Origin of the sequence: Halococcus dombrowskii (assembly GCF_022870485.1) — an archaeon.
GTDB classification, from domain to species: Archaea; Halobacteriota; Halobacteria; order Halobacteriales; family Halococcaceae; genus Halococcus; species Halococcus morrhuae.
The window spans coordinates 1,792,843-1,817,552 of the sequence record NZ_CP095005.1; the positions used below are offsets into that span (position 1 = coordinate 1,792,843).

General features: G+C 64.4%; 25 protein-coding genes and 1 CRISPR repeat array. Of the genes, 15 read left to right on the forward strand and 10 right to left on the reverse strand.

Going from position 1 to position 24,710, the window contains the following annotated elements:
* Positions 1 to 117 precede the first annotated feature (117 nt).
* A complete protein-coding gene (locus tag MUK72_RS09330; protein ID WP_004052184.1) occupies positions 118 to 300 on the reverse strand; it encodes a hypothetical protein in 183 nt (60 codons plus the stop codon).
* Positions 301 to 388: 88 nt separating this feature from the next.
* On the opposite strand from MUK72_RS09330, the gene MUK72_RS09335 reads away from it, so the two are divergent.
* The gene (locus tag MUK72_RS09335) at positions 389 to 787 is read left to right on the forward strand and encodes a hypothetical protein (RefSeq protein WP_244699388.1); all 399 of its coding nucleotides are present in this window, start codon (positions 389 to 391) and stop codon (positions 785 to 787) included.
* Here MUK72_RS09335 and MUK72_RS09340 read toward each other — a convergent pair whose 3' ends face one another.
* A complete protein-coding gene (locus MUK72_RS09340; protein WP_244699390.1) occupies positions 788 to 1,876 on the reverse strand; it encodes a DUF7972 family membrane protein in 1,089 nt (362 codons plus the stop codon).
* Complete coding sequence (sp36, locus tag MUK72_RS09345) at positions 1,873 to 2,061, reverse strand: Sp36 family protein (RefSeq protein ID WP_004052187.1); 189 nt, start codon at positions 2,059 to 2,061, stop codon at positions 1,873 to 1,875. Before sp36 ends, MUK72_RS09340 begins: the two co-directional genes overlap by 4 nt.
* Before the next feature lie 137 nt (positions 2,062 to 2,198).
* Here sp36 and MUK72_RS09350 point away from each other — a divergent pair, with 137 nt between their 5' ends.
* On the forward strand, positions 2,199 to 2,681 hold the full coding sequence (locus MUK72_RS09350) for a GNAT family N-acetyltransferase (RefSeq protein WP_244699392.1): 483 nt from the start codon (positions 2,199 to 2,201) through the stop codon (positions 2,679 to 2,681).
* An 88-nt stretch (positions 2,682 to 2,769) separates the two neighbouring features.
* Complete coding sequence (gene eif1A / locus MUK72_RS09355; RefSeq protein WP_244699394.1) at positions 2,770 to 3,054, forward strand: translation initiation factor eIF-1A; 285 nt, start codon at positions 2,770 to 2,772, stop codon at positions 3,052 to 3,054.
* Positions 3,055 to 3,110: 56 nt separating this feature from the next.
* On the opposite strand, the gene MUK72_RS09360 is transcribed toward eif1A, so the two are convergent.
* From MUK72_RS09360 to MUK72_RS09370, 3 genes are read right to left on the reverse strand one after another with little or no spacing between them, the layout of a single operon-like run.
* Positions 3,111 to 4,181 carry an ABC transporter ATP-binding protein gene (locus MUK72_RS09360; RefSeq protein WP_244699397.1) on the reverse strand — a complete coding sequence of 357 codons (1,071 nt, stop codon included), beginning with the start codon at positions 4,179 to 4,181 and terminating at the stop codon, positions 3,111 to 3,113.
* Entirely contained in the window at positions 4,178 to 4,993 is an 816-nt protein-coding gene (locus tag MUK72_RS09365; protein WP_244699399.1) for an ABC transporter permease, read from the reverse strand. The genes MUK72_RS09360 and MUK72_RS09365 overlap by 4 nt, the downstream gene beginning before the upstream one ends.
* Positions 4,994 to 6,157: an extracellular solute-binding protein gene (locus MUK72_RS09370; RefSeq protein WP_244699401.1), complete on the reverse strand. Its 1,164-nt coding sequence runs from the start codon at positions 6,155 to 6,157 to the stop codon at positions 4,994 to 4,996.
* A gap of 63 nt (positions 6,158 to 6,220) precedes the next feature.
* Between MUK72_RS09370 and MUK72_RS09375 the strand changes: the two genes are divergently transcribed.
* A complete protein-coding gene (locus tag MUK72_RS09375; RefSeq protein ID WP_244699403.1) occupies positions 6,221 to 6,934 on the forward strand; it encodes a TOBE domain-containing protein in 714 nt (237 codons plus the stop codon).
* 70 nt (positions 6,935 to 7,004) lie between these two features.
* On the opposite strand, the gene MUK72_RS09380 is transcribed toward MUK72_RS09375, so the two are convergent.
* Entirely contained in the window at positions 7,005 to 8,273 is a 1,269-nt protein-coding gene (locus MUK72_RS09380; RefSeq protein ID WP_004052195.1) for a digeranylgeranylglycerophospholipid reductase, read from the reverse strand.
* Between the two features lie 63 nt (positions 8,274 to 8,336).
* Positions 8,337 to 8,792: a ferritin-like domain-containing protein gene (locus MUK72_RS09385; protein ID WP_244699405.1), complete on the reverse strand. Its 456-nt coding sequence runs from the start codon at positions 8,790 to 8,792 to the stop codon at positions 8,337 to 8,339.
* Between the two features lie 148 nt (positions 8,793 to 8,940).
* Between MUK72_RS09385 and MUK72_RS09390 the strand changes: the two genes are divergently transcribed.
* From MUK72_RS09390 to MUK72_RS09420, 7 genes are all read left to right on the forward strand, one after another.
* Complete coding sequence (locus MUK72_RS09390; RefSeq protein ID WP_244699407.1) at positions 8,941 to 9,582, forward strand: SRPBCC family protein; 642 nt, start codon at positions 8,941 to 8,943, stop codon at positions 9,580 to 9,582.
* Entirely contained in the window at positions 9,579 to 10,097 is a 519-nt protein-coding gene (locus MUK72_RS09395; RefSeq protein WP_244699409.1) for a (2Fe-2S)-binding protein, read from the forward strand. Before MUK72_RS09390 ends, MUK72_RS09395 begins: the two co-directional genes overlap by 4 nt.
* Positions 10,097 to 12,541, forward strand: coding sequence for a xanthine dehydrogenase family protein molybdopterin-binding subunit (locus MUK72_RS09400; RefSeq protein WP_244699411.1), 2,445 nt, complete (start codon positions 10,097 to 10,099; stop codon positions 12,539 to 12,541). Before MUK72_RS09395 ends, MUK72_RS09400 begins: the two co-directional genes overlap by 1 nt.
* On the forward strand, positions 12,541 to 13,434 hold the full coding sequence (locus tag MUK72_RS09405) for an FAD binding domain-containing protein (protein ID WP_244699413.1): 894 nt from the start codon (positions 12,541 to 12,543) through the stop codon (positions 13,432 to 13,434). The genes MUK72_RS09400 and MUK72_RS09405 overlap by 1 nt, the downstream gene beginning before the upstream one ends.
* A 204-nt stretch (positions 13,435 to 13,638) precedes the next feature.
* Entirely contained in the window at positions 13,639 to 14,541 is a 903-nt protein-coding gene (locus tag MUK72_RS09410) for an AAA family ATPase (protein WP_244699415.1), read from the forward strand.
* The gene (locus tag MUK72_RS09415) at positions 14,541 to 15,812 is read left to right on the forward strand and encodes a VWA domain-containing protein (RefSeq protein ID WP_244699417.1); all 1,272 of its coding nucleotides are present in this window, start codon (positions 14,541 to 14,543) and stop codon (positions 15,810 to 15,812) included. Before MUK72_RS09410 ends, MUK72_RS09415 begins: the two co-directional genes overlap by 1 nt.
* Positions 15,809 to 16,939, forward strand: coding sequence for an XdhC family protein (locus tag MUK72_RS09420; protein ID WP_244699419.1), 1,131 nt, complete (start codon positions 15,809 to 15,811; stop codon positions 16,937 to 16,939). The genes MUK72_RS09415 and MUK72_RS09420 overlap by 4 nt, the downstream gene beginning before the upstream one ends.
* Before the next feature lie 474 nt (positions 16,940 to 17,413).
* On the opposite strand, the gene MUK72_RS09425 is transcribed toward MUK72_RS09420, so the two are convergent.
* Both MUK72_RS09425 and MUK72_RS09430 read right to left on the reverse strand, forming a co-directional pair.
* Positions 17,414 to 17,605, reverse strand: a complete 192-nt coding sequence (locus MUK72_RS09425) for a hypothetical protein (RefSeq protein ID WP_244699421.1) — start codon at positions 17,603 to 17,605, stop codon at positions 17,414 to 17,416.
* 212 nt (positions 17,606 to 17,817) lie between these two features.
* A complete protein-coding gene (locus tag MUK72_RS09430) occupies positions 17,818 to 18,642 on the reverse strand; it encodes an IS5 family transposase (RefSeq protein ID WP_244699423.1) in 825 nt (274 codons plus the stop codon).
* Positions 18,643 to 19,220: 578 nt separating this feature from the next.
* Here MUK72_RS09430 and MUK72_RS09435 point away from each other — a divergent pair.
* The 4 genes from MUK72_RS09435 to MUK72_RS09450 all read left to right on the forward strand — a co-directional run bounded on the left by MUK72_RS09435 (position 19,221) and on the right by MUK72_RS09450 (position 24,671).
* Positions 19,221 to 19,631, forward strand: coding sequence for a DUF5805 domain-containing protein (locus MUK72_RS09435; RefSeq protein ID WP_244699425.1), 411 nt, complete (start codon positions 19,221 to 19,223; stop codon positions 19,629 to 19,631).
* Entirely contained in the window at positions 19,621 to 20,661 is a 1,041-nt protein-coding gene (locus tag MUK72_RS09440) for a tyrosine-type recombinase/integrase (RefSeq protein WP_244699427.1), read from the forward strand. Before MUK72_RS09435 ends, MUK72_RS09440 begins: the two co-directional genes overlap by 11 nt.
* A 263-nt stretch (positions 20,662 to 20,924) precedes the next feature.
* A CRISPR array of direct repeats spans positions 20,925 to 21,733; the repeat unit is 30 nt; unit sequence GTTTCAGACGAACCCTCGTGGGGTTGAAGC.
* A 37-nt stretch (positions 21,734 to 21,770) separates the two neighbouring features.
* Positions 21,771 to 23,480, forward strand: a complete 1,710-nt coding sequence (locus tag MUK72_RS09445) for a molybdopterin-dependent oxidoreductase (protein ID WP_244699429.1) — start codon at positions 21,771 to 21,773, stop codon at positions 23,478 to 23,480.
* 66 nt (positions 23,481 to 23,546) lie between these two features.
* Positions 23,547 to 24,671 (forward strand): tellurite resistance/C4-dicarboxylate transporter family protein, encoded by a 1,125-nt coding sequence (locus MUK72_RS09450; RefSeq protein ID WP_244699431.1) that lies wholly within the window; start codon positions 23,547 to 23,549, stop codon positions 24,669 to 24,671.
* Positions 24,672 to 24,710 lie beyond the last annotated feature (39 nt).

The window sequence follows — 24,710 nt, forward strand, 5'->3', positions numbered from 1 at the left end:
AATCAGCGGGATCGGGCGTCGTGCGGCGGAGCGGTCGGAACGCATCCCCGCGGACTCGCATCCCAGGACCGAGCACGATCCCGAACGCGACCTACGACCGGAGAGGGCGTTCGCGGGTTACTGGTCGTCGGTCGTTGCCGTGCCGTCGCCGGTATCGTTCTCGCTGGTGCCGCTCAGAAACCGTCGCTTGATGAACCGAATTCCGAGGATCGCGCCGCCACCAGCGGCCAGCGCCCCGGGGACGCCGTATCGTTTGTAGCCCTTTTTCGCCGCTTTCATCGCTGCCGTGCTGCCGAGCATGGTGTCCGTGTCGGCGGCCGACGGAAAAGCGCGCTGCCTGCATCGGTCGGGCTACAGATTCAAGGCGTCACATCTCGAACCGGGGACAATGCCCCAGCCTCGTCGCCGGTTTCTCGCTACCCTCCCGCTCGCCGCCGGCATCGGTCTCGGCGGCTGTCTCACGCTCAATCCGACGGTGGACGCCGACACCGCGGGATCGGCCGTTTTCGAGGAGATAGCGACCGACGAATCGTGGGCGAGCGGTCGCGTCCGAGCCTCGATCACGCTCGCCGCGAACGCGACCAGCGAGCAGGACGTCACCGATCTGACGGTGACGACCGAGAGCGGCAAGAGCTTCGACTCGACGACCGTTAGCAGCGGCCAGAGCCGCGGGCTCACCCTCTATCTCCCGGCGGGCGAGAGCGCGACCATCACCGCCACCGATTCGATCAACGGTACGACGATCGAGAGTCAGAGCGTCAAAGCCGGTGGCGACGAACTGTTCTGACTAGCGCTGGGAGCCGCGCAGAATGAGCGGGCCGATGGCGAGCGTGCGTTTCGCGATCGTCGCGACGCGGGCGATGTAGGCGATGAGCAGGAGGAAGGGCAGCGTCGTGACGGTGAACCCGCCGGCGACGAGCCAGAGGATGTCCGGAACCCCGACCGTCGCACCCGTCAGCGTGCTCCCGTCGACGAACGCGAGCATCGCGGCGGCGACGACCAGCGCCGGCACCGCGACGTAGAGGATGAGCTGTGAGAGATCGATCAGCGCCCACTCGAAGTAGAGCGTCTTGATGTGCTCGCGCGCCGGACCGAACATCGACAGCGACGTGCGGAGTTCGTCGAGAATCGCGTGATCCTCATCGGTCAGACTCTCCTCGTGATCGTCGGCGATGCGCTCGACCTGGAACAGTTTCCAGCCGTAGTTGAAGTTCAGCGCAGCGAAGAGCACGTCGAACTCGCCGAACGTCGCCCCGTCGAGCTCCTCGTCGACCTCCTCGGCGTTGCCGACGATGGACTCGGTGAACTCGTCGACCTCCGCGCGGAGCTGGTCGTCGTCGTTGTCGGCGATGGCGCTGCGCAGGGCTTCGGCACGCCGGCGCGCCGCGTCGATGACGACGCGCAGGAACATCGAGGGGTCGGCCGGCATCGGCTGGCCGATGAGATCGCGGGTGTACGACCGGAAATCCATCGTATCGCTCATGCGGGCGTGCTGTTCGCCAAGCGGGCCGTTCTCTTGGGAGATGACGAGCTGTGAGATGGTGAGCACGAGCGTCGTCGCGGTGACGATGGCTCCGATCATCGTCGAGAACATCGTCTCGATCGTATCGGCGCTCCGGAGGCTCGCCTCGAACGGCGGGTAGACGAACACCCCGAGGGCGACGAACGCGACGAAGACGAACAGCGCGAGCAGCCCGGTGATGAGCAGGCGGTTCGCGCCGAGCATCACCCAGAGCTTGATGCGACTCTCGTTCGCGCGCTCGCGCATCGTGTTCGCGGTGCTGATATCGACGTCGGGATCGATTGCCGCACCCATCTCGCTCTCGGTCTCCGGATCGACCCCGACGTCCGTGCGCGCATCGGGGTCGGCGCTCATTCCGATGCCTCGTCGACGGGTCGCTTGAACAGCAGGAACTTCGTCCCGCCGCCGGCGTACTCGACGCTCGTGACGAGCTCCCAGCCCGCCGCGCCGAGTTCGTTCAACTCCGCCTTTGGATCGCTCGTCTCCTTCTGTGTCGGCCCGCGCGGCGGGCGCAACGTCTCGTACTCCCACTCGATCATTGGTCGATAGTCACACGTACCCTGTCGCCACCCGAATGCTAAATGGCTATGCTTTCGACAGTTCCGTCCCGACGAGTGACATGCTCGATGCTGGCAGCGTCGCAATGGCTATACATATTCATGTAGTACGTCATCATATGACAATACGCGAGGCCGCGACCGACGATGCCGAGGCGATCACGGCGATCGCACGCGAGTCGTGGAGCCACGACTACCCCGACATCCTGAGCCGCGACACGGCCGAGCAGGGCGTCGAGGAGTGGTACGCGCCCGAAACGATCCGGACTGAGATCGACAGCGACGATGCGGTGGTGCCGGTGGCCGAGCACGATGGTGAGATGGTGGGGTTCGCCCACGCCGTCGCGGACGAAACCGGCGGCACGGTTCTCAGGGTCTACGTCGCGCCCGACCACCGGGGCGACGGCATCGGGAGCGATCTGCTCGACCATGCCCGCCAGCGGCTCGTCGACCGCGGTGCCGGGCGGCTGCGGGCGATGGTGCTCGCCGAAAACGAACCGGGAAACGAGTTCTACCGTCGACTCGGGTTCGAGCTGCGCGAGCGAAACGAGACACGTATTGGTGGAGAAATCTATCGGGAAAACGTCTATCTCGATGTCTGAGTGGCCCAGTCGATCGACCCGACGACGGGATGGCGAGCACGACCGGCGATTCCCAACGGCTTAACCGTCTGCCGTTCCTATCGAGCACATGAGCGAAGAATCCGGGCGAAAGAACCTCCGCATGCCCGACGACAACGAGGTGTTCGCCGTCGTGACCCAGCACAACGGCGGCAATCACGTCCAGCTCCGGTGTATGGACGGCAAAGAGCGCATGGGCCGGATCCCCGGTCGCATGAAGTATCGCGTCTGGATCAACGAGGGCGACGTCGTGCTCGTCGAACCCTGGGACTGGCAGGACGAGAAGGGCACCATCGAGTGGCGCTACTCCGACCAGGATGCCGACCAGCTCCGCCGCGAAGGCCACATCGAATAGTCGATCTTCTCAGCGCCGCGACCCCTCGCCCGGCGGCGCGCACTGCACGTCGTGAGCTACTGTGAGAGCGACGGCGTCTCGTGGGCTCGCTCTCCAGCCTCGCCGATGACGTGGATGGCGTCGGCCGGCAGCGCTATTCGAACCCGATCACGCTCGTCGAGTCCCGCGCGCTCGTAGGCCGGCGGCGAGAGCGCGAGGCGAACGGCTTCGTCGCCCCCGTCAGGTACGACATCGAGCAGGTAGCCATCACCCTCGAAGACCTGCCGGGTGATCGTCCCCTCGAAGGAATTTCTCGTCTCGTCGCCGGCGAGCGTGACGTACTCGGGACGGATGCAGAACCAGACGTCGTCGCCGACGTTCGTCCCATTGGTGGCGGCGTCGAGCCGGCGGCCGTTCCAGTCGAGTGCGCGGCCCGTTCCGGCTTCGACGACATCTCCCCGAAACAGGTTGGTGCTGCCGGTGAACGAGGCGACAAAGGGCGTCGCGGGGTGGGCGAACACCTCGGCGGGCGTGTCGAGCTGGAGCAGCTCCCCGTCGGCGATCACTGCAAGTCGGTCGCCGATGGCCGTCGCCTCGCGCTGGTCGTGAGTGACGTAGACGACGGGCACGTCGAGCGAGGCGAGCAGCGGTCGGAGCTCGTCGCGGAGCCGGCGCTTGATCGGTGCGTCGAGATTGGCGAGCGGTTCGTCGAGCAAGAGTGCGTCGGGGTCAGCCGCCAGCGAGCGCGCGAGCGCGACCCGCTGGCGCTCGCCGCCAGAGAGGGTGTCCGCGCGCTGGTCGAGAACGTCACCGATCTCGAGCGCGTCGGCCAGCTCTTCCACCCGTCCCTCCGAACTCGCGGCGTAGGCGACGTTCTCACGGGCGGTCATATGTGGGAACAGTGCACCATCCTGGAAGACCAGAACCGTGCCACGCTTTTCGGGTGGTCGCCCGGTGAGATCCAGTCCGTCGAGCGAGATCGTGCCGGTGTCAGGGGTGACCGTGCCCGCGATCGTCGAGAGCAGGGTGGTCTTGCCACAGCCCGACGGCCCGAGCACCGAGAGCACCTCCTCGTCGACGGCGAGATCGATCGGGCCGAGTTCGAACGCGCCGTGAGATTTGTACACCTCGTCGACGACGAGTGTCATTGCCACGGGTTGGCCGCGACGGTGTTGAGCACGGCGAGCGCCGCGACCGAGATGAGCAGGAGGAGAATGGCGATCGGATAGGCGTTGTCGAGCCCGAGCTCGATGAACGAGACCCAGATCTGGACCGGCATCGTCCGGGGGTAGTACGAGAGCATCATCGTCGCGCCGAACTCGCCCATCGCGCGCGCGAACGTGAGCGTCACGCCGGCGGCGATCCCCGGCATGGCGAGCGGGAGCGTCACGTTTCGGGCGGTCGTCCACCGGCCCTTGCCGAGCGAGCGCGAGGCGTGTTCGAGCGTGCGATCGACGCCCTCGAAGGCCGCCTTCGCCGTGACGACGACGAACGGCGAGGCGACGAACGTCTGAGCGAGCACCACACCGGCGAGCGAGCGCGTGAGCGGCACACCGGCGCTGGCCGCGGCCGCGCCGATAGGCGCACCGGGACCGAACACCGTGAGCAGGACGATCCCGCCGACAGTCGGCGGGAGTACCAAGGGGAGGACGACGACCCCCAGCACGGCGTTCGTCCAGCGCGACTCGCTCCGCGCGAGCCAGTACGCGAGCGGCAGACCAAACACGGTGGCGACGGTCGCGCTGATCGACGCCGACAGCAACGACGTCGTTGCCGCGTCCACGACCGTCGAGTCGGTCATCCGGGCGAGGACCTCACCCGGCGGTACCGACAGGAACAGCGAGACCAGCGGCGCGAGATAGTAGAGACACAACACGCCGCCGAGGACGAGCGCGACGGTGAGCCAGTCGAAGCCGAACAGCGTCGTCCGCGATCGTGCCGTGTCCGAGCGTGTCGCCATTCAGATCAGGAGTGTGATGTCCGATACCGCCGAGGATAGTTCCACCGGGCTCCCGCCGAGCACGGACTGGGTTCCCGCGGTTTCGTTGCTGCCGGATCGGTTTCCGGTCGATTGTGTCCCGCCGGACCCGCTACCGCTCTCCCCATCCCCAGCGGAGCCGCCGGTCGCCCGTTGCACACGCTGTGGCACGTCCCCCTCGTACATCGGGAACTGGTCACGCAGGAGGAACCCGTGCTCGTCGAGGTAGTTCCCGGTCGTGTGGGCGGCGAACACGTCGAGAGCGGCGTCGCTCATCTTCCGGATCGTCGACCCGTAACTGATGAGTCCTCCCTGGATCGTCTGGTCGCTCGGGAGCGTGTACGAGACCGTCGAGTACCACTCCTCGTCGTACTGTGGGTTGCTGAGGTCGATCTGATCGGGGAGCTCGATATACTCGTAATCGCGCTCGACGGCCATGTTCCGGTAGGCGATCGCGGCGTCGATCGAACCGCTCTCGAACTGGCTGATGAGCGCCGTCTCGGGGAAGATCTGCTTTTTCTGTAGGATCTTTTCCGTGAGGTTCGACGCGTCGTCGTAGTACCGCGAGGCGAGTTCGAGGGTGAATAGCGTGCGATAGCCGAGCGGGTCCTGATCCGGGTCGGTACGGCCGATGCGTACGTCGTCACTGGCCAACGCATCGTACCAGTTTTCGGCTCCTGCTTCGGCGAGGCGCTTGCCGCCCTCGGTGTCGGGGTTGTAGGCGATGACGACGGCGTTGCTCGTGAATACCGAGTACCAGAGCGGCGAGAGAGGGTCCTCGAACAGCGCCGCGTCGGCGACGCTCACGATGTCGGGGTCGCGCTTGCCCTCGTCGATCAGGCGTGCGACCGTCGCCGATCCGTGGGCTTCGACGTTCACCGGGACGTCGACGGCGGGTTTGAGACCGTTCGACAGCGCGTTCTGGAGGCTGCCGGCTGCGAGGATCGCGATCGTCGTCGATGTTCCACCCCCACCGCTGCCGTCCGTACCGTTACCGACACCGGTAGTACCCGAACCGTCGGTGGTGCCGGTGGAGCCACCGCTGCCGACACAGCCCGCCACGCCCGCAAGTCCGACCGCACCGACCGCTCCGGCCGCCCGCAGAAGGTCGCGGCGCGAGCGTCCGCCGGACCGTTGTTCTCTCATAGACATAACCCTCTGACTCCGGACCCATAATAAACGTTTTGATCGTACGGACGAACCGACCGCATGGACCTCGACGCGGGTTTCGACGCACAGCTCGACAAATCGGGGGTGGAGTTCGACGAGCGCGACGCGAGCCTCCTCCGGGCGATCGACGACCACGGCTCGCTCAACGCCGCCGCCAGCGCGCTCGGGCGGTCGTACTCGCGCTCGCAGCGCCGCGTCGTCGAACTGGAGGAGGCGTTCGGCCCGCTCGTCGCGCGCGAACGGGGCGGCTCCGGCGGCGGTGGCAGCACGCTGACCGACGGCGCTCACAACCTCCTCGCGGCGCTGGAGCGCCTCACCGCCGAGTTCACGGGCGTGGCCGAGACCGAGGAGACGGTGCTCGACGGAACGGTCGTCGAGCGCGACGGTGAACTCGCCACCGTCGAGACGACCGCCGGAACCGTCCGCGCGATCGTTCCCACAGGAAGCCGTCGGGTCCGTCTCGCCATCCGCGCCGATGCCGTCACGCTCCACACGCCCGGGGCGCTGCCCGACCGCGAGACCAGCGCACGCAATCGGTTTCAGGGGGAGGTCACCGCCATCGAGAGCGGCGACGCGCTCGCCCGCGTCGCGCTCGATATCGGGACCGACGCGCGACTGACCGCGCTCGTGACGCGCGAGAGCATCGCCACGCTCACACTCTCGCTCGGCAGCGAGGCGGTCGCCTCGTTCAAGGCGACGGCGACGCGGGCGATTCCGGCGCAGCAGGGGTCAGACGAACGGACCGACGACTGAGCGGTGATTTCGGTCGGTGGTCGAAAACGGCGGTTCGTCGAGAGAAGAGGGGGAGAGGGAGAAGGAACACTCAGTCGGACAGCAGCGAACGGGGACCGGGGAGCAGCTGGCCGATGAGCTCGCGGTGTTCGGCGACGAAATCCCGAAACAGGGGGATGTCGCCGACGTGGAAGAGTTTCGCCAGCGCGAACGGGTTGCCCGCGTTGGCCGACGAGAGCGTGTCGCTGCTGAGCCGGCGGAGGTCGCGGATGAAGCGGTTGTAGCGCTCGGTCGGGGCGTAGTAGATCAGGTGGGTCATGAGCAGTCGCATCGCCGCCTTCGGGGCCACGTTGCGGTGCCAGAGCATGTCGTAGATCGTCATCTCGTCGGCAGAGGTGTCCATCCGGCCGGTGAAACAGCGATCGGCCGTGACGGCCGCCGCACGCCCCGAGCGCATGCACTTGTCGATGCCCTGTCCCCAGAGCGGGTCGATCGAGGGGACGGTGTCGCCGATCGCCATGAACCGATCGGTGCTGAGCTGTTTCGGCGGCTGGATATGTGCCGAGCCGCGATGCTGGCTGTCGTCGATGCGGTTGGCTTCGGCGAACCGGGGGTCGTCGTCGAGCCAGCCCGTGAGCGCGTCGTCGATACGGACGCGGTCGTCGCTCGGGCCGTACTTGTCGTTCTGGATGAAACAGAGCCCGACCTTCGCCGTGTCCGCGCCCGTGTGGAAGATCCACGCGTAGCCCCCCGGCGCGAGATCGTGGTCGAGGCGGAGCATCATCGAATCGTTGAGATCGGCGTAGCCGGGATGATCGAGCGCCACGCCCTCGTACTCCCACTCGATGCCGATCGCCTGGCGTTTCCGTTCGAGATCGCTCACCCCGAGCGCTTTCGCGAGCGGCGCGGCCGGCCCGGTGGCATCGATCACGATGTCGGCGTACACCTCCTCGCCGCCGTCGTAGCGCACGCCGGCGATCTCGTCGTTCTCGACGATGGGCTGTGAGACCCGGGAGTCGAAGCGGTAGGTCGCGCCGTGATCGCGGCCGTCGCGGACGAGATAGCGCTTGAAGTCGGCGAACTCAAGCACCGCACCGGGCTGGGTCATCTGGAAGTTCTCGTCGGGCGATTCGAGGACGACGCTGTCGGTGTAGTGCATCACCACGTCGTCAGGGATGCCGAACGAGCCCATCATCGAGGGGAAGGTCCCGCCGGTGGACTTGTTGCTCTGTGCGGGGAACGTTCCCTCGGGTTCGGTCTCCAGGACGAGCACTTCGTAGCCGCGCTCGGCGAGATCCCTGGCACACTGTGCACCAGCGGGACCCGCGCCGGCGATGACGACGTCGTATCGCTCGGACATGAACGCCGTTCGGATCGGTGTGCTATTTAGTCTTGCTGGCCGCACCCGCCGTGTGCCTGTGACTCACTCCCGGTAGCCCTTGCGGAAACTCCGGAACTCGCTCCGATGTGACTCCTCGTCGCTGAGGATATCGATCGCGAGATCCTCGGTCACGGGATCGTCGGCCTCGCGCGCGGCCTCCAGCAGCGAGCGGTAGGTGTCGATGGCAGCCTCCTCGTACTCGATCACGCCGTCGATCACGCTCAGAACGTCGGCGGTGTCGTCGGGCGGCTGAAGCGCTTCCTGTTCGGGTTCGAACTCGAAGGAGGCTGGCGGCTGGGCGTCGAGTTCCTTCAGACGTTTGCCGAGGCGCTCGGCGTGGAGCAGCTCCTCCTGTTTGGCATCGGTGCGAAGGCTGTCCTTGACCTCGGCGGCGCTGACGCCGTCGAGCACCGACGCGTTCGTCAGGTAGTTCATCACCGTCTCCATCTCATCGTTGTAGGCGCTGCGGAGCAGCTCGATCACTCGGTCGTTCGTCATGCACCCACATACACGAACTCATTACTTATATCATTGGTTAGTTTTTCTTCATGACTCGGACGTTTCGATCCGTTCTATGGCAATCTTTTTGGTGGTATGGCGACAGTACCGTGTGGGAGTGAGTTACTCCCACAGGAGACACTCACACATGGAATTCAGTGGGACGTTCGAACTCGAAGACGTGACGACCGAGGAGGTGTGGCTCGCGCTCTCGGACCCGGTGATGATCGAGCACGCGCTGCCGGGCTGTGAGTTCCTCGTCGCGGTCGACGACACGGATCCGGATTTCGACGCCCTCCGCGAGGAACACGCCGATCGGGACGTCGAGCCGACGTCCGACCCGGCGGTCATCGCCGAGCGCGCATTCGAGGAGGGGAATCACTACGCCGCCATCATCGGCATCAGCATCGGGCCGGTGAACCCGACCTTCGAGACCGTCGTCACCATCGACGATCGCGACCAGTCGTACATGGAGGCCTCGGGCGAGGGGTCGGCCGGCGACAGCTCCTTCGAGATGTCCTCCTGGATGGATCTCGACGAGGCGGACGATGGTGTCGAAGTCGAGTGGGCGACCGAGGCCGACGTGTTCGGGCGCATCGCGCAGATGGGCCAGCGCGTCATCAATCCGGCGGCCAATCAGGTCGTCAAACGCTTCTTCTCGTCCGTTCAGGACGAGCTCCGCGAGCGCGAGATCGCCGAGGGTGGCACCGTCGAACAGGCGCAGTCGGACGAGGACGGCCGCGGTATCGTCGACCGGATTCTCGGTCGATCGGACGGGAGCAAGCAATGACAGAACACGACATCGAACTATCGGTCAACGGGACGACACACGAACTCACGGTCGAATCGCGAACCCTGCTCGTCCACGCGCTGCGCGACGAGCTGGGCTATACGGGGACGAACGTCGGCTGCGAGAGCTCGACCTGCGGGGCTTGCACTGTACACCTCGACGGCGATGCAGTGAAATCCTGCACGCTACTCGCGGTCCAAGCCGACGGTGCGGAGATCGGCACCGTCGAGGGGCTCGCCGAGGACGGCAGCTACGCTCCGATCCAGGAAGGCTTTCAAAAAGAGCACGGGCTCCAGTGTGGCTACTGCACGCCGGGGATGATGCTCGCGGCGGACGATCTCCTGGAGCGCAACCCCGATCCCGATGAGGGCGAGATCAGGGAGGCGATCGAGGGCAACCTCTGTCGGTGTACGGGCTATCAGAACATCGTCAATGCCGTCGAGTTCGCCGCCGACGAGATGGGGGAGACGGCGAGTCCGGAGATGACGGCCGCGGACGGCGGAGGTGACGACTGATGGGGATCGAGACGATCGAAGCCGACGAACTTGATGTGGAATCGGTGCTTGGCTCGGCGGTCGAGCGCCGCGAGGACCCCTCGTTGATCACGGGCGAGGCCGAATACACCGACGACATCCAGCGGCCGAACATGGCTCATATGAGCGTACTCAGGAGCCAGTACGGCCACGCGACGATCAATGGTGTCGACACGAGCGACGCCGAGAAGATGGACGGCGTGATCGGCGTCTACACCGCCGACGATCTCGACGTGCCCGGCGAGGTTCCCACTGGCTGGCTGCTCGACAGCCTAAAGACGCCGGCGCATCCGCTGTTGGCGGGCGAGACGGCACGCTATCAGGGTGACGGCATCGCGGTCGCGGTCGCCGAGGAGCGCTACATCGCGAGCGACGCGGTCGACGCCATCGATGTCGATTACGACCGCCGCGACGCGGTTACCGACCCAAAGGAAGCCGTCAACGAGGGCTCACCGGTCGTCCACGATGATCTCGACGACAACACCGCCTTCGACTGGGAGATCGGCGACGCCGACGAGACGGACGCGGCGTTCGACGAGGCGGCCCATACTGCTGAGATCGATCTGACCAACCAGCGACTGATCCCGAACGCGATGGAACCGCGCGCGACCGTCGCCGAATACAAACCCGGTACCGAGGAGTTGGAGGTCCATATGACCTCCCAGAATCCCCATCTCCATCGCCAGCTGATGTCCGGGGTGCTGGACGTGCCCGAGCACAAACTCCACATCGTCGCCCCCAACGTCGGTGGCGGGTTCGGGAACAAAATCGGCCACTATCCCGACGAGGCGCTCGCCTCGTGGTGTGCGAAGGAGACCGAACGGCCGGTGAAATGGACCGCAACACGCTCCGAAAGCTACCTGACTGGTACCCACGGTCGGGATCACGTGACCCACGGCGAGCTCGCGATGGACGAGGAGGGGACGATCACGGGCATGCGCGTGAAGACCTACGCGGGGATGGGTGCGTATCTCTCGACGTTCGCACCCGCCGTGCCGACGTATCTCTACGGCACCCTCTTGTCGGGCCAGTACGACATCCCGGCCATCCACTGTAACGTGGTCGGCGCGTTCACCAACAGTGCACCTGTGGATGCCTACCGCGGCGCGGGACGGCCGGAAGCACTCTACGCGGTCGAGCGGATGATCACCCTCGGCGCGCGCGAGATGGGGATGGATCCCGCCGAGTTCCGTCGGCAGAACTTCGTGCCCGAGGACGACTTCCCCCACCAGACACCGGTCGCCGTCGAGTACGACAGCGGCGATTACGAACCGGCACTCGACAAGGCGCTCGAAGCCGTGGGCTACGACGATCTCCGGGAACGCCAAGAGGAACTGCGCGAGGAGGGGCGGTATTTGGGCATCGGGTTTTCGAGCTACATCGAGGCCTGCGGGCTCGCACCCTCGGAACTCGCCGGCCAGCTCGGCGCACAGGCCGGCCTCTGGGAATCCGGGCTCGTTCGGGTGCATCCGACGGGGAAGGTCACGGCGTTCTGTGGCACCTCGGGTCACGGCCAGGGCCACGAAACCACGTACGCCCAGATCGTTTCGGACGAGCTGGGAATCCCCTACGACGACATCGAGATCGTCGAGGGCGACACCGACGAGATCCCCCAGGGGATGGGCACCTACGGCTCGCGATCAGCGGCTGTGGGGGGAAGCGCGCTGGCGACGAGCTCGCAGAAGGTCGTCGAGAAGGCCAAGAAGATCGCCGCCCACCAGCTGGAGGCGAGCGAGGACGATATCGAGTTCGAGAACGGCGAGTTCGCGGTCGCGGGCGCACCCGAGCGCTCGATGCACATCCAGGACGTGGCCGCCCAGTCCTATCTCGCCCACGACATGCCCGACGGGATCGAGCCGGGGCTGGAGGAGACCTCCTTCTACGACCCGGACAACTTCGTCTTCCCGTTCGGCACCCACATCGCGGTCGTGGAGGTCGATCCGGACACCGGCGAGATCGAGTTCGAGAACTACGTGGCCGTCGACGACGTCGGCCCACAGATCAACCCGAAGATCGTCGAGGGACAGGTCCACGGCGGCGTCGCCCAGGGCATCGGCCAGGCGCTCTACGAGGGTGCTGAATACGACGACAACGCACAGCTCGTGACGGGCTCGATGCAGGACTACACGGTGCCGAAGGCCGAACACATCCCGACGATGGAGACCGACTCGACGGTGACGCCGAGCCCGCACAACCCGCTCGGCGTCAAGGGTGTCGGTGAGGCAGGCACGATCGCGGCCCCGCAGGCCGTCGTCAACGCCGTCACCGATGCGCTCCAGCCGTTCGACATCGATCACATCGACATGCCGCTCACGAACGAGGCGGTCTGGCGGGCGGTGAACGACGCCCCCGATGCAGGGGCGGAAGGTGGCGACGAGGCGATCGCGGACGGAAGCGCGATCGACGAGGACGGAGGTGAGAACTGATGTATCCCGACGAGTTCGACTACTACAACGCTGACGGCGTCGACGACGCGCTCGATCTGCTCGACGAACACTCGGAAGCGGGGACGACGGAACTGCTCGCCGGCGGCCACAGTCTGTTGCCGGCGATGAAGACTGGACTGTCGAGTCCCGACGTCCTGATCGACATCAGCGATATCGAGACGATGCAGGGTATCTCGGCCGACGGTGACGGGCTCTCGATCGGCGCGATGACGCGATACAGCGATCTCGTTGACTCCGAAGAGGTGGCCGAGCACGCGCCGGCGCTCGCGGCGGCCGCCGGGCAGGTCGGCGACGTGCAGGTCAGAAATCGCGGTACGATCGGTGGGAACCTCGCTCACGCCGATCCCGCTGCCGACCTGCCGGGCGCGGCGCTCGCCTCCGATGCGACCCTCGTCGTCCACGGTCCGGACGGCGAGCGTGAGATCCCGGCCGACGAGTTCTTCTTCGGGATGTACACGACCGACGTCGGCCCCGACGAGCTGCTCACGCGGATCGAGATCCCCTCGGCCGACGGGGCGCACGGCGCGTACGCGAAGAAACCCAGTCCATCGTCGGGCTACGCGATGGTCGGCGTCGCCGCGCTGCTCGAAACCGACGGCGAGAGCGTCACGGCGGCGCGGATCGGCGCGAACGGCGTGATGGACCACGGTGTTCGCCTCTCACCCGTCGAGGACGCACTGATGGACGGCTCGCTCGACGACGATACGATCGAGGCGGCCGCGAACCGCGCCGGCGACGATCTCGACGTGGACATGATGATGTCGGATCTTCAGGCATCGAACGAGTTCCGCGCTCAACTGCTCGAAGTGTACACCGAGCGGGCGCTGACCGCGGCGATCGAGGACGGCTCGTCGTCGGCCGCAGCCGACTGACACTTTTCTCGTCTCTTTTCTCCCAGTCGTCGTCCGCCGACTCGTGACGGCGATCTGACGAACTGGTTTTTAAGGCACGGGTACGTTACGTGCGGTCGTGTCACAGTCGATGGTCGATATTGCTTCGTACGAATGGGGGCCGAACCCGCCCGACGGTGCCCCGTGGCCGGCAGCACCAGTCAATCGACGGGCCGTGGAGGGCGAATGAGCGACGTGACCGGGTTCGACGGGACGACCGAAGACGACGTCCGGGCAGCCTTCGAGAGCGAGGACTACGTCGCCGGCGACGAGATCGTCACGACGGTGACGCTGGCGCTCCGTCTCGGCAAGCCGCTGCTCGTCGAGGGTGAGCCGGGAGCGGGCAAGACCGAACTCGCCAAAGTGTTGGCCGGCGGGTTCGACGCCGAACTCCTCCGGCTCCAGTGTTACGAGGGGCTGACCGCCGAGAGCGCGCTCTACGAGTGGAACTACACGAAGCAGTTGCTGAGCGTCCAAGGAAACGAGGGCGAGGGATCGGTGTTCGACGAGGAGTACCTGCTCGAACGACCACTATTGAGCGCGCTCCGCGGCGAGGGCCGGCGAGTGCTGCTCATCGACGAGATCGACCGGGCCGACGAGGAGTTCGAGGCGCTGTTGCTCGAACTGCTCTCGGATTTCCAGGTGAGCGTGCCCGAACTCGGCACCGTCAGCGCGACGACCCCACCCGCGGTGATCATCACCTCGAACCGGACACGGGGGCTGTCGGATGCGCTCAAGCGCCGGTGTCTGTTCCTCCATGTCGCGCCACCCTCCTTCGAGAAGGAGCGCGCCATCCTGGAGCGGAAGGTGCCCGCGCTCGACGCGGCGGTTGCCGCCGAACTCTGTGCGATGGCCGGTCGACTCCGCGAGGAACCCCTGCTCAAACCGCCCGGCGCGGCCGAGACGATCGACTGGGCACGGGCGATCGACGCGCTCCGCGACGGAAACGAGGACTCGCTCGACGATGCCGAGATCCGGAACACGCTCGGCTGCCTGCTCAAGGAAGTCGAGGACATCGAGCGCGTCGACGACGAACTGCTGGCGTCGCTGCGCGAGGCGGCCGAACGCGCCCGCGCGGAGGCCGACTGATGCAACCGACCGAGCACGTTCGCGAGGAACTCGTTCGGTTCGTGCGCGCACTCCGTCGGGCAGGCGTGTCCGTCCCCGCGAACGCCGGGACGACCGCTGCCCGCGCGCTCGTCGCCGTCGGGTTCGACGATCGCGAGCGCGCACGAGTCGCGCTTCGGGCATCGCTCGTGCCCGAACAGGCGGACGTGGCGACGTTCGACGAACTCTTCGCCGAGTTCTGGCGGCGACTCACCGCCGGCCTCGATCCGAACGGCCCCGCGGAGCGACCCGACGATCCGCCGGACGGGGGACTCGCACCGCTCGGGGCCGAAGCGGCTCCCGGTGAGCGCGCCGAATCGGACGATGGGAACGGTGAGAACGGTGATGCGGACGAAACCCGGGATGGCCTGGGTGCGGCCGTCGGTCGCGGAACGGAAGCAGCGGGCGAGAACGTCACGACCGCCCGGTACAGTCCGACGGGTCGATCCGAGGCGATCGCACCATTCGCCATGCCCGAGGAGGGGTTCGACGACGCCTTCGATAAATTGACGCGCGCGCTCGCGGAGCTCGCGGGTCGGCGCTGGACCACCGGCGAGCAACGTCCCGACGTCCGGCGTGCGCTCCGGGCGAGCGTCGGGACAGGGGGTGCGGTCGTCGACCTTCCGCAGCGCGAGCGGGCACGAACCGCGCTGCGAGCGCGCATGGTGGTCGATGTCAGTCGATCGGTGCTCGACGTGATCGAACGGCCGTTCCTGCTGCGATTCCTCCAGCGGGCCCACACGATCTGGCGCGACACACGGGCGTTCTTCTTCGACGAGGATCTCCGGGAAGTCACCGAGTCGTTCGATGCGCCGAGTTCTGACGCGGCGCTGGCCGCCCTCGAACGTGCCGAAGCCGAGTGGGGTGGCGGCACACATATCGGCGCATCGCTCGATCGCCTCCGGACCGGATTTCCGTACGCCGTCGATCGGCGATCGGTGCTCGTTGTCGTGAGCGACGGACTGGAGATGGGCGACGTATCAGTATTGGAAAGAGCGATGGCGGAGCTGTCGCGGACAGCAGAAGCGGTGCTCTGGCTCAACCCGCTCGCGGCCTCACCGGCGTACGAACCGAGCGCCCGCGGGATGGCGGCCGCGCTGCCGTATCTCGACGGACTGTTCGCGTTCGCCGGACCGGACGATCTCGCCGACCTCGCCCGACAGCTCCGACGGCAAGGGTCACACGGCGCTATCGGCTACGAACACGACAGGCGACGAACCGAGAGGCGAACACACCAACAGAGAACGACATGACCGACACGAACTGGGAAATGGCCGAAGCGGACGTACTGGCAGCGATCGGCGATACGCTCGATCGGGATAGCGACGCGGTGCTCGCGACCATCATCGACGTCGAGGGGAGCGCGTACCGCCGCCCCGGCGCGAAGATGCTCATCGAGGGCGACGGCGGTGCCGGCAGTCTCACCGCCGGCTGTCTCGAAGACGAGGTTCGCGCGCTCGCGAACGACGTGCTCGACGCCGGACAGCCACGGATCGAAACCTACGATCTGATGGGTGACGAGGACGTCTGGGGGCTCGGAATGGGCTGTAACGGGATCATCACTGTCCTGCTCGAACCGCTCGCCGCGAGCCACCGCCCGGCTGTCGAGCGCGTTGAGCATGGCACGGACTGTGCGACCCTCACGGTCGTCGGTGGTGACCGTCCACTCGGCGAGCGTGCCATCTACGACCCCAACGACGGGTTTTCGGGCGATCTGCCCGAGTGGCTCGTCGCGGACCTCGCCGATCGAACGACCGCGCTGTTCGACGCCGGGCGGAGCGAAACGATCAGTATCGACACCGACGAGGGCAGCGTCGAGCTGTTCGTCGATACGATCGAGGCACCGCCGGAGCTCGTCGTGCTCGGCTCTGGGCCGGACGTCACCCCCGTGGTCGAACTCGCGACGCGGGTCGGGTTCCGCGTCGGGGTCGTCGCCTTCCGGGGCGCGCTGTCGGAGGCCGACTTCCCCGCGGCCGACACGGTTCACACGACGTCGCCACCGAAGCTCCGCGAGACCGTCGATCTCGACGCCGATACGCACGTGGTCGTGATGACCCACAACTTCATCGACGACCGGCTTGCGCTCGGCGAACTGCTCGAAACACCCGTGCCCTACATCGGTCTGATGGGTCCTCGTGATCGCTTCGAGGAGATGCGCGACGAACTCGCCGCCGAGAGCATATCTATCACCGACGCGGATGCCGATCGCATCTACACGCCCATCGGCCTCGATCTCGGCGGTGATGCTCCCTCCACCATCGCCTACAGCATCGTCGCCGAACTGCTCGCGGTCGCCAACGACCGGACGCCACACCACCTCGCCGAGCGTGCCGGACCGATCCACGAGCGCCGTGCCGTCGAACCGACCGACCGATCGTAGATATCGTATAGCGACATGCGATTTATTCGTACGAGCGAGAACAGCCGAAATAGTTCATTCAGATTCGTGTTGTTATCCGGAACGGATGATCTGGCGATAAGCCATCCCGAAATCGACAGATCGAATCCCTTTCCGAGTGAGCTCGGGCGGTACAGATAAACGATTCTCGGAGAGTTCAGCAACAATCATATGACCGATGAGTCGGTTCCGGGCCAGCGTTTGCACTCTACAGCGTAGAATCAACTGGAGCGGAAAGCCCGACAAAGACGGCCATCAGTGCGCCAACTTTGGCGCACAGGCGGAGTTGGAAGTGTACCACGTCGTTTCCACCTCGTCGGGCGGAACGAACTTGACCACAGTCTGTCAGGCCTGCATATCGGATCACCTGAAGAGAACGGCGATGATCCCAGCGATACGATCGAACGAGAACGCTGGCTACCGACGATCACGGGGCTCCACAATCATTGGACCGACTCACAATCCACTGAAGCGGACGGTGATGGGTTGGTTGCAGAGCTCGGGATCGACGTCAGCGAACGCCGCGACCGTCGTCTCGTGGGCGTTGACGACGAAGATATTGTCACTGCAGACGATATCGAAGCGTCGTCGTGAACAGCAGACGGTCTTCCCGGTTCGGAACCGTGTGATGGGAACGATCGTACGCAACTGCTCTGTTGATCGACAGACAGCGAAGGGGTGGGGTAGCTGAATACAACTCTTAGCGGCTCTAACCGACGATTCAACGTGACACACGATGCAGAAACATAGATTTGCGGTTGGGTTAGAATTGACAGATTTGATAAGGACCGGCGGATGGATCGGCGTATCGCTGGTGATGCCTCTCAGACCATCTGACAGAGAAAGAGCGGGCGGCGGCGTTAGCCGACCGCCCGCGAGAGGTTATGGATTATGCACTTCCGAGTCAGCTCTCGAAATTGCCCGTGCCACGTCCTTGTGTGGAGATTCTCGCCATCATCTGCCTTCAGCATCGAAAAGACGGTTTCGCTCATTGACCGCTGGTTGTAGAGGTCATCGTCGATCCGGGCGTTGTGAGCCTTCTGCAACGGGGATTGCTCACAGTGCTTGATGACCGGACGCGTGGCTTCTTTCCGGCACTTCTCTCGAAGCTCTTTCCACGAGTACATCTTATCCGCGAGGAGTTCCCGCAGGTCTCCGGCGTTCCGCCGGAAGACTTGCAACCCGATATGTCCGTCGTAGGCCTTCTTCGTCGTGAAATGGACGTCCCTGATCACCAACGACTCCGTGTCAACCAGAACCGTGGTTTTCATCGCCTGAAACGAGTAATCCGCCCGCTTGCGGTAATGATGGCTTGCCTGACCACGCTGGAAGCCGCTGGCATCGATCGCACCAGTTCCCGAGAAGCCAGCCTGCTCCGCCGTTCTGCGGAGCAGGCTGCGCAGTGTTCGCATCGAGATCTCTTTCTCCCAGTTGCAAAACGACGTGTGATCCGGCGACTTCTCCAACCCGAACACGTCGAGAATCCCGGGCATCTCGTTGAGATAATCTTCGAGATGACGGAGCGGCTTTCCGATGTCTTCGCGCAGAAGCAGTAACGCGATTTTGTTCCACTCAGCGTGCTCGCCGTCGCCGTCTTCGTCGGCGACGGCAGGCGCGTCTGGATCCTCCACGTGTTCTTTGGCAAGTTCTCGATATTTCTTCGCGCGTTGTCGCAAACGTTCCATACCGCAAGAAGGCGTCCAATTCCCCTGAACTCAGCGGTAGAATCGCCGGACGGAACCGGCGATCAACAGAGCATACGCAACAGAGAAAACGAGTCGCGATGACGCTCGTCCCCTCGATGAGCCGATGTACCGCATCCTCAGAGAATAATTGGCCATCCGTCTCGATTTACAGTCGGCCCAGCAGCCGTTTGCCAACGTACTCGTGGGATGGATGACTGTCGCTGCTGGCTGTCGGGACGCTGATCGAATCACGAGCAATAGTCCGTGTGCGGACGAAGTTTCCAAATTGGGGAGTTACACGATACGTGCCTCGATACATCTTTGTCGAACGCTTGCCAGAACCGACTGTATGCAGGTACGTTCTCGAAGAGAGTGCCCCGCTGTTGTTTGGGCAATCCATGGCTCACTATGAAGAGAGGATACACATCGTCTACTGACCCATCATATCTGGCCATCTGTGTAGTACCATTTGTCGATTTTGGGGAACCACACAGATTGATATGCTGAAAAAACGCGGGAATGAGGGTCCCGAATCAAGGTATAAGAACGCTTATCGAGAAAAAGAGAACGTTGATATCGTGGGCGGTCGTTCGGCCGCTGTGAGCGAGAGCGACACCGAACGAAAGGTCGTCAAGACCTACGTTCCGGCCCATCAAAAAGAGCGGTGGCGCGAGCACGCCGCCGAGTTGGAGATGAGCCAGAGTGAGTTCGTACGGCTGATGATACAGGCTGGCCGGCGCGATTTCGACCTCGATGGCGAACCGGAGGAGTCCGGTTCTGGCGACGAAACCCCTGGGGTCGATGGCCTCGAAGGCCGGGTGCTCGACGTCCTCGACGACGGCTACTGGTCGTGGGACGAGCTCGTCCAGTCGCTCACCGACGATATCGAGGAGCGACTCGAAACCACACTCCAACGGCTCCAGCGCGAGAACCGCATCCGCTACAGCGGCCGCCACGGGGGCTACACCGCAGGGGACGATGGCCGCTGAGGCGACCGACGACGCGGTCGGCTATTTCATCGAGGACCTCGAATACCACGGTCGTTCGGAGCGCACGCGTGAGGCCTACGAACGGGTTCTCCGTCGGTTCGAGGAGTTCATCGCTGGCCCTCGATGCCCGAACGAGCGCTCGCTCGCACCTGCCGAGGCGGGTCAGCGCGAGTGCATGGCGTGGGTGCATTCATTGCGGGATTCACACAGTCAGAGTACGGTGGCGACCTACGCATCGTATCTCCATCGGTTCTACGCCTATATGATGCAGGTCGAGGCGTTCGATTCGAACCCGATGGCGCTCGTCGTCGAGGAGATGGACGAAACCATCGAGAAAGACCCTCAGCGGCGGGAGATCTCGCTCTCGGCCATGTGCGAGTTCGTCGCGGGAATCAGCCATCCACTCGATCGAGCCGTGATCGTCGTACTGCTGAAGACCGGGATGCGCGTCGGCGAACTCTGTAACCTCGATCTCCGCGATCTCGTGCTCGACGACGCAGATCTCGACGAGACATATTCATTGGGGACTCGTGGCCAGTTGAATGGCCGAGCCGAATCACTGTACGTGGCGAACGACGTGGGTCGTGGTGACGTCGTCAACGGCGAGCAGCGACACGCGTCGAACAAACGACGGCGTGCGACGATCGTGCCGGTCGATGCGGAACTCCGCCGTACGCTGCGGCGCTGGCTCGCCGTCCGGCCGAACACGATCTCGACCGCCGAACCCCTGTTTCTCAGTACCAGAGACAGTTGGGGCGAGCGCCTCACGCCCCCGATGGTGCGTTCGATCGTCACCAAGCACGCCCGTTCGATGGGCTGGTATCAGTCGGGCGGCGACGCGGCCGAAAACGTCACTCCGCACTACTTCCGGCATTTCTTCACGACACACCTCCGTGATCGGACCGGCGATCGCGGCATCGTGAAGTATCTCCGTGGCGATGTCGCCGACGATATCATCGATACCTACACCCATAACTGGGGTGATCGCGTCCGTGAGCTCTATCTCGATAAAATATACGATATATTATAATCTCTGAGATTGTCGCATCTCGAATTCATACACTATATATTGCTATATCGATCTCGGCTGCGGGCGATCGACAATACCGGGATGTGAATCGTGCAGCTACGTGCGATCATGACCCCTCAAGCGGGCGCAAAGACTGACCGAAGACCGCTGATTTTCGCTACGCTCCATCGACCCACGGGGGTTCGGCGGCTACTGCTGGTCAACGAAAACGGTATCCGATAGACGATGCGTAGCAGCTCTATGTCCGCTCTCTCGGGCATGGTGTTTCAGACGAACCCTCGTGGGGTTGAAGCGCCGCACGAACCGTGCGAGACGAGAGGCGCGGCTCGTGTTTCAGACGAACCCTCGTGGGGTTGAAGCCCGAGATATCCCTCTGCAACGGGTGTCCCACTCCGTGTTTCAGACGAACCCTCGTGGGGTTGAAGCTGAAAGCGGTCACGGGACCGTTCAGCCGGGACATGGTTTCAGACGAACCCTCGTGGGGTTGAAGCGTAGACGGAACGAAAGCAGGCTCAACGACCGACACGTTTCAGACGAACCCTCGTGGGGTTGAAGCGGCGAGGGCGTTCATGATCTCCATGCGCTCCTCGTGTTTCAGACGAACCCTCGTGGGGTTGAAGCTCGGTGCGGGTGTGTCGGTGCCCACATGGGCCACCGTTTCAGACGAACCCTCGTGGGGTTGAAGCGGTCGGTCAACTCGCCGCGGCCGGGTGGGATGGTCGTTTCAGACGAACCCTCGTGGGGTTGAAGCATCCGGGGGATAACACCCTCGCTCTCCGGCCGCGTTTCAGACGAACCCTCGTGGGGTTGAAGCGAGAAGCTCGCGAAAGACCTGACCGACGAACAAGGCGGTTTCAGACGAACCCTCGTGGGGTTGAAGCGATCTCGACCACGACGCGCCGAGTATCATTGGCGTTTCAGACGAACCCTCGTGGGGTTGAAGCGAGGTGACTGTCGATGCGCCCCCGAACCCGGACGTTTCAGACGAACCCTCGTGGGGTTGAAGCGATTCGCTCCGCGCCGATAGCGTCCTCGAAGCGTTGTTTCAGACGAACCCTCGTGGGGTTGAAGCGGGATCGCGTATGAGCAATCTACCTGCATACTTCGTGATGGCATGGCTTGAACTAAAGAACATGTTCGGGAGTACATATATCGTCACACCGAGCGACGTTCCCGACATGGCCCTCGAATTCCCGTGGTGGCTCCGACTAGCCCACGTCTTCAATCTCCTCTTCATGCTGCTCCTGATCCGGAGTGGGATCGGGATCATCGGCGCGCATCCGCGATTCTACTGGAGTGACGACGCGATTCCCGGGACAGAATGGCTTCGCACCGGCGATGAGGAGCGACCGACCAACATCGATAAGGAACGAATCGGCGGTGACGACGAACAACGACGACCGACCGCGACCGAACCCGTTTCCGAGGAGGCCACCGACGGCGGGGTCAGCACAGAGTCGGCTGAGCTCCCGTCGCCAGAGCGCTCGTCGGGACGGACGTCCAAGCGAGTATCGAAGGAAAAAGAGGGAGTGTGGACGGCCGAAGACGAGGCCGATCCGTACTCCTCGTGGCTGGCACTCCCCGGCAAGGACAATCTCGGCCTCTCGCGCCACTGGCACTACTGGGGCGTGGCCGGCTGGCTCATCACGGGCGGTCTCTACGTCGTCTTGCTGTTCGGCACCGGCCAGTGGGATCGATTGGTCCCGACCTCGTGGTCGATCTTCCCGCAGGCCATCGACGCACTGGTGACGTACGCCCAGCTACAAATTCCGGAAGCGGCCGGCTACAACGCGCTCCAGCAGCTCACGTATTTCGCCGTCATCTTCGTCCTCTCGCCGCTGATGATCGTCACCGGTGTACTGCAAGCGCCGGCGATGCGGGCACACTTCCCGGGCTGGTTTTCACATATCCGTCAGAAGGTGCGGTCGATCCATCTCCTCGGAATGCTCGCGTTCGTCGTCTTCATCGTCGGCCACGTGAGCCTCGTCGTCGCCCACGGTTTCAGCGAGGAGATGGCGAAGATCCTGCTCGGCAGCGCCGATGCGTCGCACTCGCTCGCGCTCGCGCTCACGGCGGTCTGGATCGGTGGGGCGGTCGCCTTTCTCGTGATCGCCGATCGAGCGTCACTCAAATGGCCCATGCGGACCAAGAAACTCCTCGAGATTGGCCTCGATTCGCTGTTGAAGCGCGTCTTTCACCATCACACCGATATCGTCGACGAGGAAAGCGAACTGCAGACCTCCTCGGAGTTCGCCCGTGTCAACGGGAAAGCACCACGAAACGACGACTACCGAGCGCACGTCGCCGAGGATTTCGCGAACTGGCGACTGACGGTCGGCGGGCTCGTCGAGAACGAACTCGAACTCTCGCTCGACGAACTCCAGGAGCTTCCCCGGCAGTCACAGACGACGCGTCACGACTGCATCCAGGGCTGGACGTACGTCGCCCAGTGGGGTGGCGTCCCGGTCAACGAACTCATCGATCGCTGTAACCCGGTCGAGGAGGCCGAGTGGGTCGTCTTCCACACTCTCGACGAGAAGTGGGAGGAGCCGGACGTCGACGGCTACTACTACGAGGCGATCCGGATGGACAAGGCCACCGAGCAGGGGACGCTGCTCGCCGACGAGATGAACCACGAACCCCTGCCGATCGCTCACGGCGCGCCGCTACGCCTGCGTCTCCGGACACAACTGGGTTACAAGATGGCCAAATGGGTCACCCACGTCGAGTTCGTCGAGAACTTCGACGACATCGGCAAGGGCCAGGGCGGCTGGCGCGACGACGTGCTCAACTACTTCCCCAACAGTGCCGACATCTGATCGCGGTCCCCGGGGTGCATGGGTTCAGCGACCCCACCTCACACGCAGGGTTCGGGATCAGCAGCTGTGAACGGGACGGACTGGGAAGATGGGACTGTGCCGGCCGAGAGCGGATCATCGCAATCGAACGGCTACATCCGGAACGTCATCGGTGACGTGCTGCGTGACTGGGACCCGATCTACTTCGCTCTCGTCATGGCGACGGGGATCGTCTCGATCGCGACACACTTGCTCGGTCTCCGTCCGCTCGGCATCGCGCTCTTTGGCTGCAACGTGCTCGCGTACGTCGTCATCGGTGCGTTCACGCTCGCGCAGATCGGGCGTCACCCGTACTCGGCCGTTCGTGATCTGACGAACTACGATCGTGCGGTCGGTTCGTTCACCGCGATCGCGGGAACCTGCGTACTCGGGAGCCAGTTCGTCGTCTTCGACGTCTCGATACCGATCGCGACGGGGCTGCTCGCCGTCGGCGGCGGACTGTGGTTCGTGCTCGTGTACGCGGTCTTCTTCGGTCTGACCGTCCGCGATGTCGACCAGCCCATCGACGAGGCGATCGACGGGAGCTGGCTGCTCGCTGTCGTCGCCACGCAGTCGGTGGCGGTGCTGTCCGGACTGCTCGCACCGGCCTATCCGTCGGTGCTGCAGGAGCTGTTGCTCGTCGCGTTCGGACTGTACGCGGTCGGTGGAATGCTGTATCTGATACTGATCACGCTCGTGTTCTACCGGATGACGTTCTTCGCGTTCGATCCGAGTTCGGCGACGCCACCGTACTGGATCAACACCGGGGCGGTGGCGATCACGACGCTTGCCGGGGCCATACTCGTCGCCGCCAGCGGCGACTGGGAGTTCCTCGCTGCTCTCCGACCGTTTCTGGTCGGATTCACCTTCTTCTACTGGATGACGGCGACGTGGTGGATCCCGCTGCTCGTCGCGCTGGGTGTCTGGCGACACACGATCGGCGGGCTCGCCCTCCCGCACACACCGGTAGGGTACGATCCGAGCTACTGGGGGATGGTGTTCCCGCTCGGGATGTACACGGTCAGCACCTACCGGCTGGCGGCGGCGACCGGACTCGATGCGATCGGTGTCATCCCTCGATATTTCGTCGTCATCGCCGTTCTCGCCTGGCTACTGGTCGCCAGCGGACTGGTCCGATGTGGGCTCGTGCGACTCTCGAACGCCCGTGGATGATGCGAGTCGTCGACTCAGACGGGATCCATTGCTAACGAT

Excerpts from the sequence above, each read along its gene's own strand:
- MUK72_RS09385 (WP_244699405.1), bottom strand. The coding sequence starts at position 8,792 with ATGACGAACGACCGAGTGATCGAGCTGCTCCGCAGCGCCTACAACGAT.
- eif1A (WP_244699394.1), top strand. The coding sequence starts at position 2,770 with ATGAGCGAAGAATCCGGGCGAAAGAACCTCCGCATGCCCGACGACAAC.
- MUK72_RS09390 (WP_244699407.1), top strand. The coding sequence starts at position 8,941 with ATGGAATTCAGTGGGACGTTCGAACTCGAAGACGTGACGACCGAGGAG.
- MUK72_RS09350 (WP_244699392.1), top strand. The coding sequence starts at position 2,199 with ATGACAATACGCGAGGCCGCGACCGACGATGCCGAGGCGATCACGGCG.
- sp36 (WP_004052187.1), bottom strand. The coding sequence starts at position 2,061 with ATGATCGAGTGGGAGTACGAGACGTTGCGCCCGCCGCGCGGGCCGACA.
- MUK72_RS09360 (WP_244699397.1), bottom strand. The coding sequence starts at position 4,181 with ATGACACTCGTCGTCGACGAGGTGTACAAATCTCACGGCGCGTTCGAA.
- MUK72_RS09380 (WP_004052195.1), bottom strand. The coding sequence starts at position 8,273 with ATGTCCGAGCGATACGACGTCGTCATCGCCGGCGCGGGTCCCGCTGGT.
- MUK72_RS09400 (WP_244699411.1), top strand. The coding sequence starts at position 10,097 with ATGGGGATCGAGACGATCGAAGCCGACGAACTTGATGTGGAATCGGTG.
- MUK72_RS09375 (WP_244699403.1), top strand. The coding sequence starts at position 6,221 with ATGGACCTCGACGCGGGTTTCGACGCACAGCTCGACAAATCGGGGGTG.
- MUK72_RS09415 (WP_244699417.1), top strand. The coding sequence starts at position 14,541 with ATGCAACCGACCGAGCACGTTCGCGAGGAACTCGTTCGGTTCGTGCGC.
- MUK72_RS09440 (WP_244699427.1), top strand. The coding sequence starts at position 19,621 with ATGGCCGCTGAGGCGACCGACGACGCGGTCGGCTATTTCATCGAGGAC.
- MUK72_RS09370 (WP_244699401.1), bottom strand. The coding sequence starts at position 6,157 with ATGAGAGAACAACGGTCCGGCGGACGCTCGCGCCGCGACCTTCTGCGG.
- MUK72_RS09405 (WP_244699413.1), top strand. The coding sequence starts at position 12,541 with ATGTATCCCGACGAGTTCGACTACTACAACGCTGACGGCGTCGACGAC.
- MUK72_RS09430 (WP_244699423.1), bottom strand. The coding sequence starts at position 18,642 with ATGGAACGTTTGCGACAACGCGCGAAGAAATATCGAGAACTTGCCAAA.
- MUK72_RS09410 (WP_244699415.1), top strand. The coding sequence starts at position 13,639 with ATGAGCGACGTGACCGGGTTCGACGGGACGACCGAAGACGACGTCCGG.
- MUK72_RS09420 (WP_244699419.1), top strand. The coding sequence starts at position 15,809 with ATGACCGACACGAACTGGGAAATGGCCGAAGCGGACGTACTGGCAGCG.
- MUK72_RS09395 (WP_244699409.1), top strand. The coding sequence starts at position 9,579 with ATGACAGAACACGACATCGAACTATCGGTCAACGGGACGACACACGAA.
- MUK72_RS09365 (WP_244699399.1), bottom strand. The coding sequence starts at position 4,993 with ATGGCGACACGCTCGGACACGGCACGATCGCGGACGACGCTGTTCGGC.
- MUK72_RS09340 (WP_244699390.1), bottom strand. The coding sequence starts at position 1,876 with ATGAGCGCCGACCCCGATGCGCGCACGGACGTCGGGGTCGATCCGGAG.
- MUK72_RS09445 (WP_244699429.1), top strand. The coding sequence starts at position 21,771 with ATGGCATGGCTTGAACTAAAGAACATGTTCGGGAGTACATATATCGTC.
- MUK72_RS09330 (WP_004052184.1), bottom strand. The coding sequence starts at position 300 with ATGCTCGGCAGCACGGCAGCGATGAAAGCGGCGAAAAAGGGCTACAAA.
- MUK72_RS09335 (WP_244699388.1), top strand. The coding sequence starts at position 389 with ATGCCCCAGCCTCGTCGCCGGTTTCTCGCTACCCTCCCGCTCGCCGCC.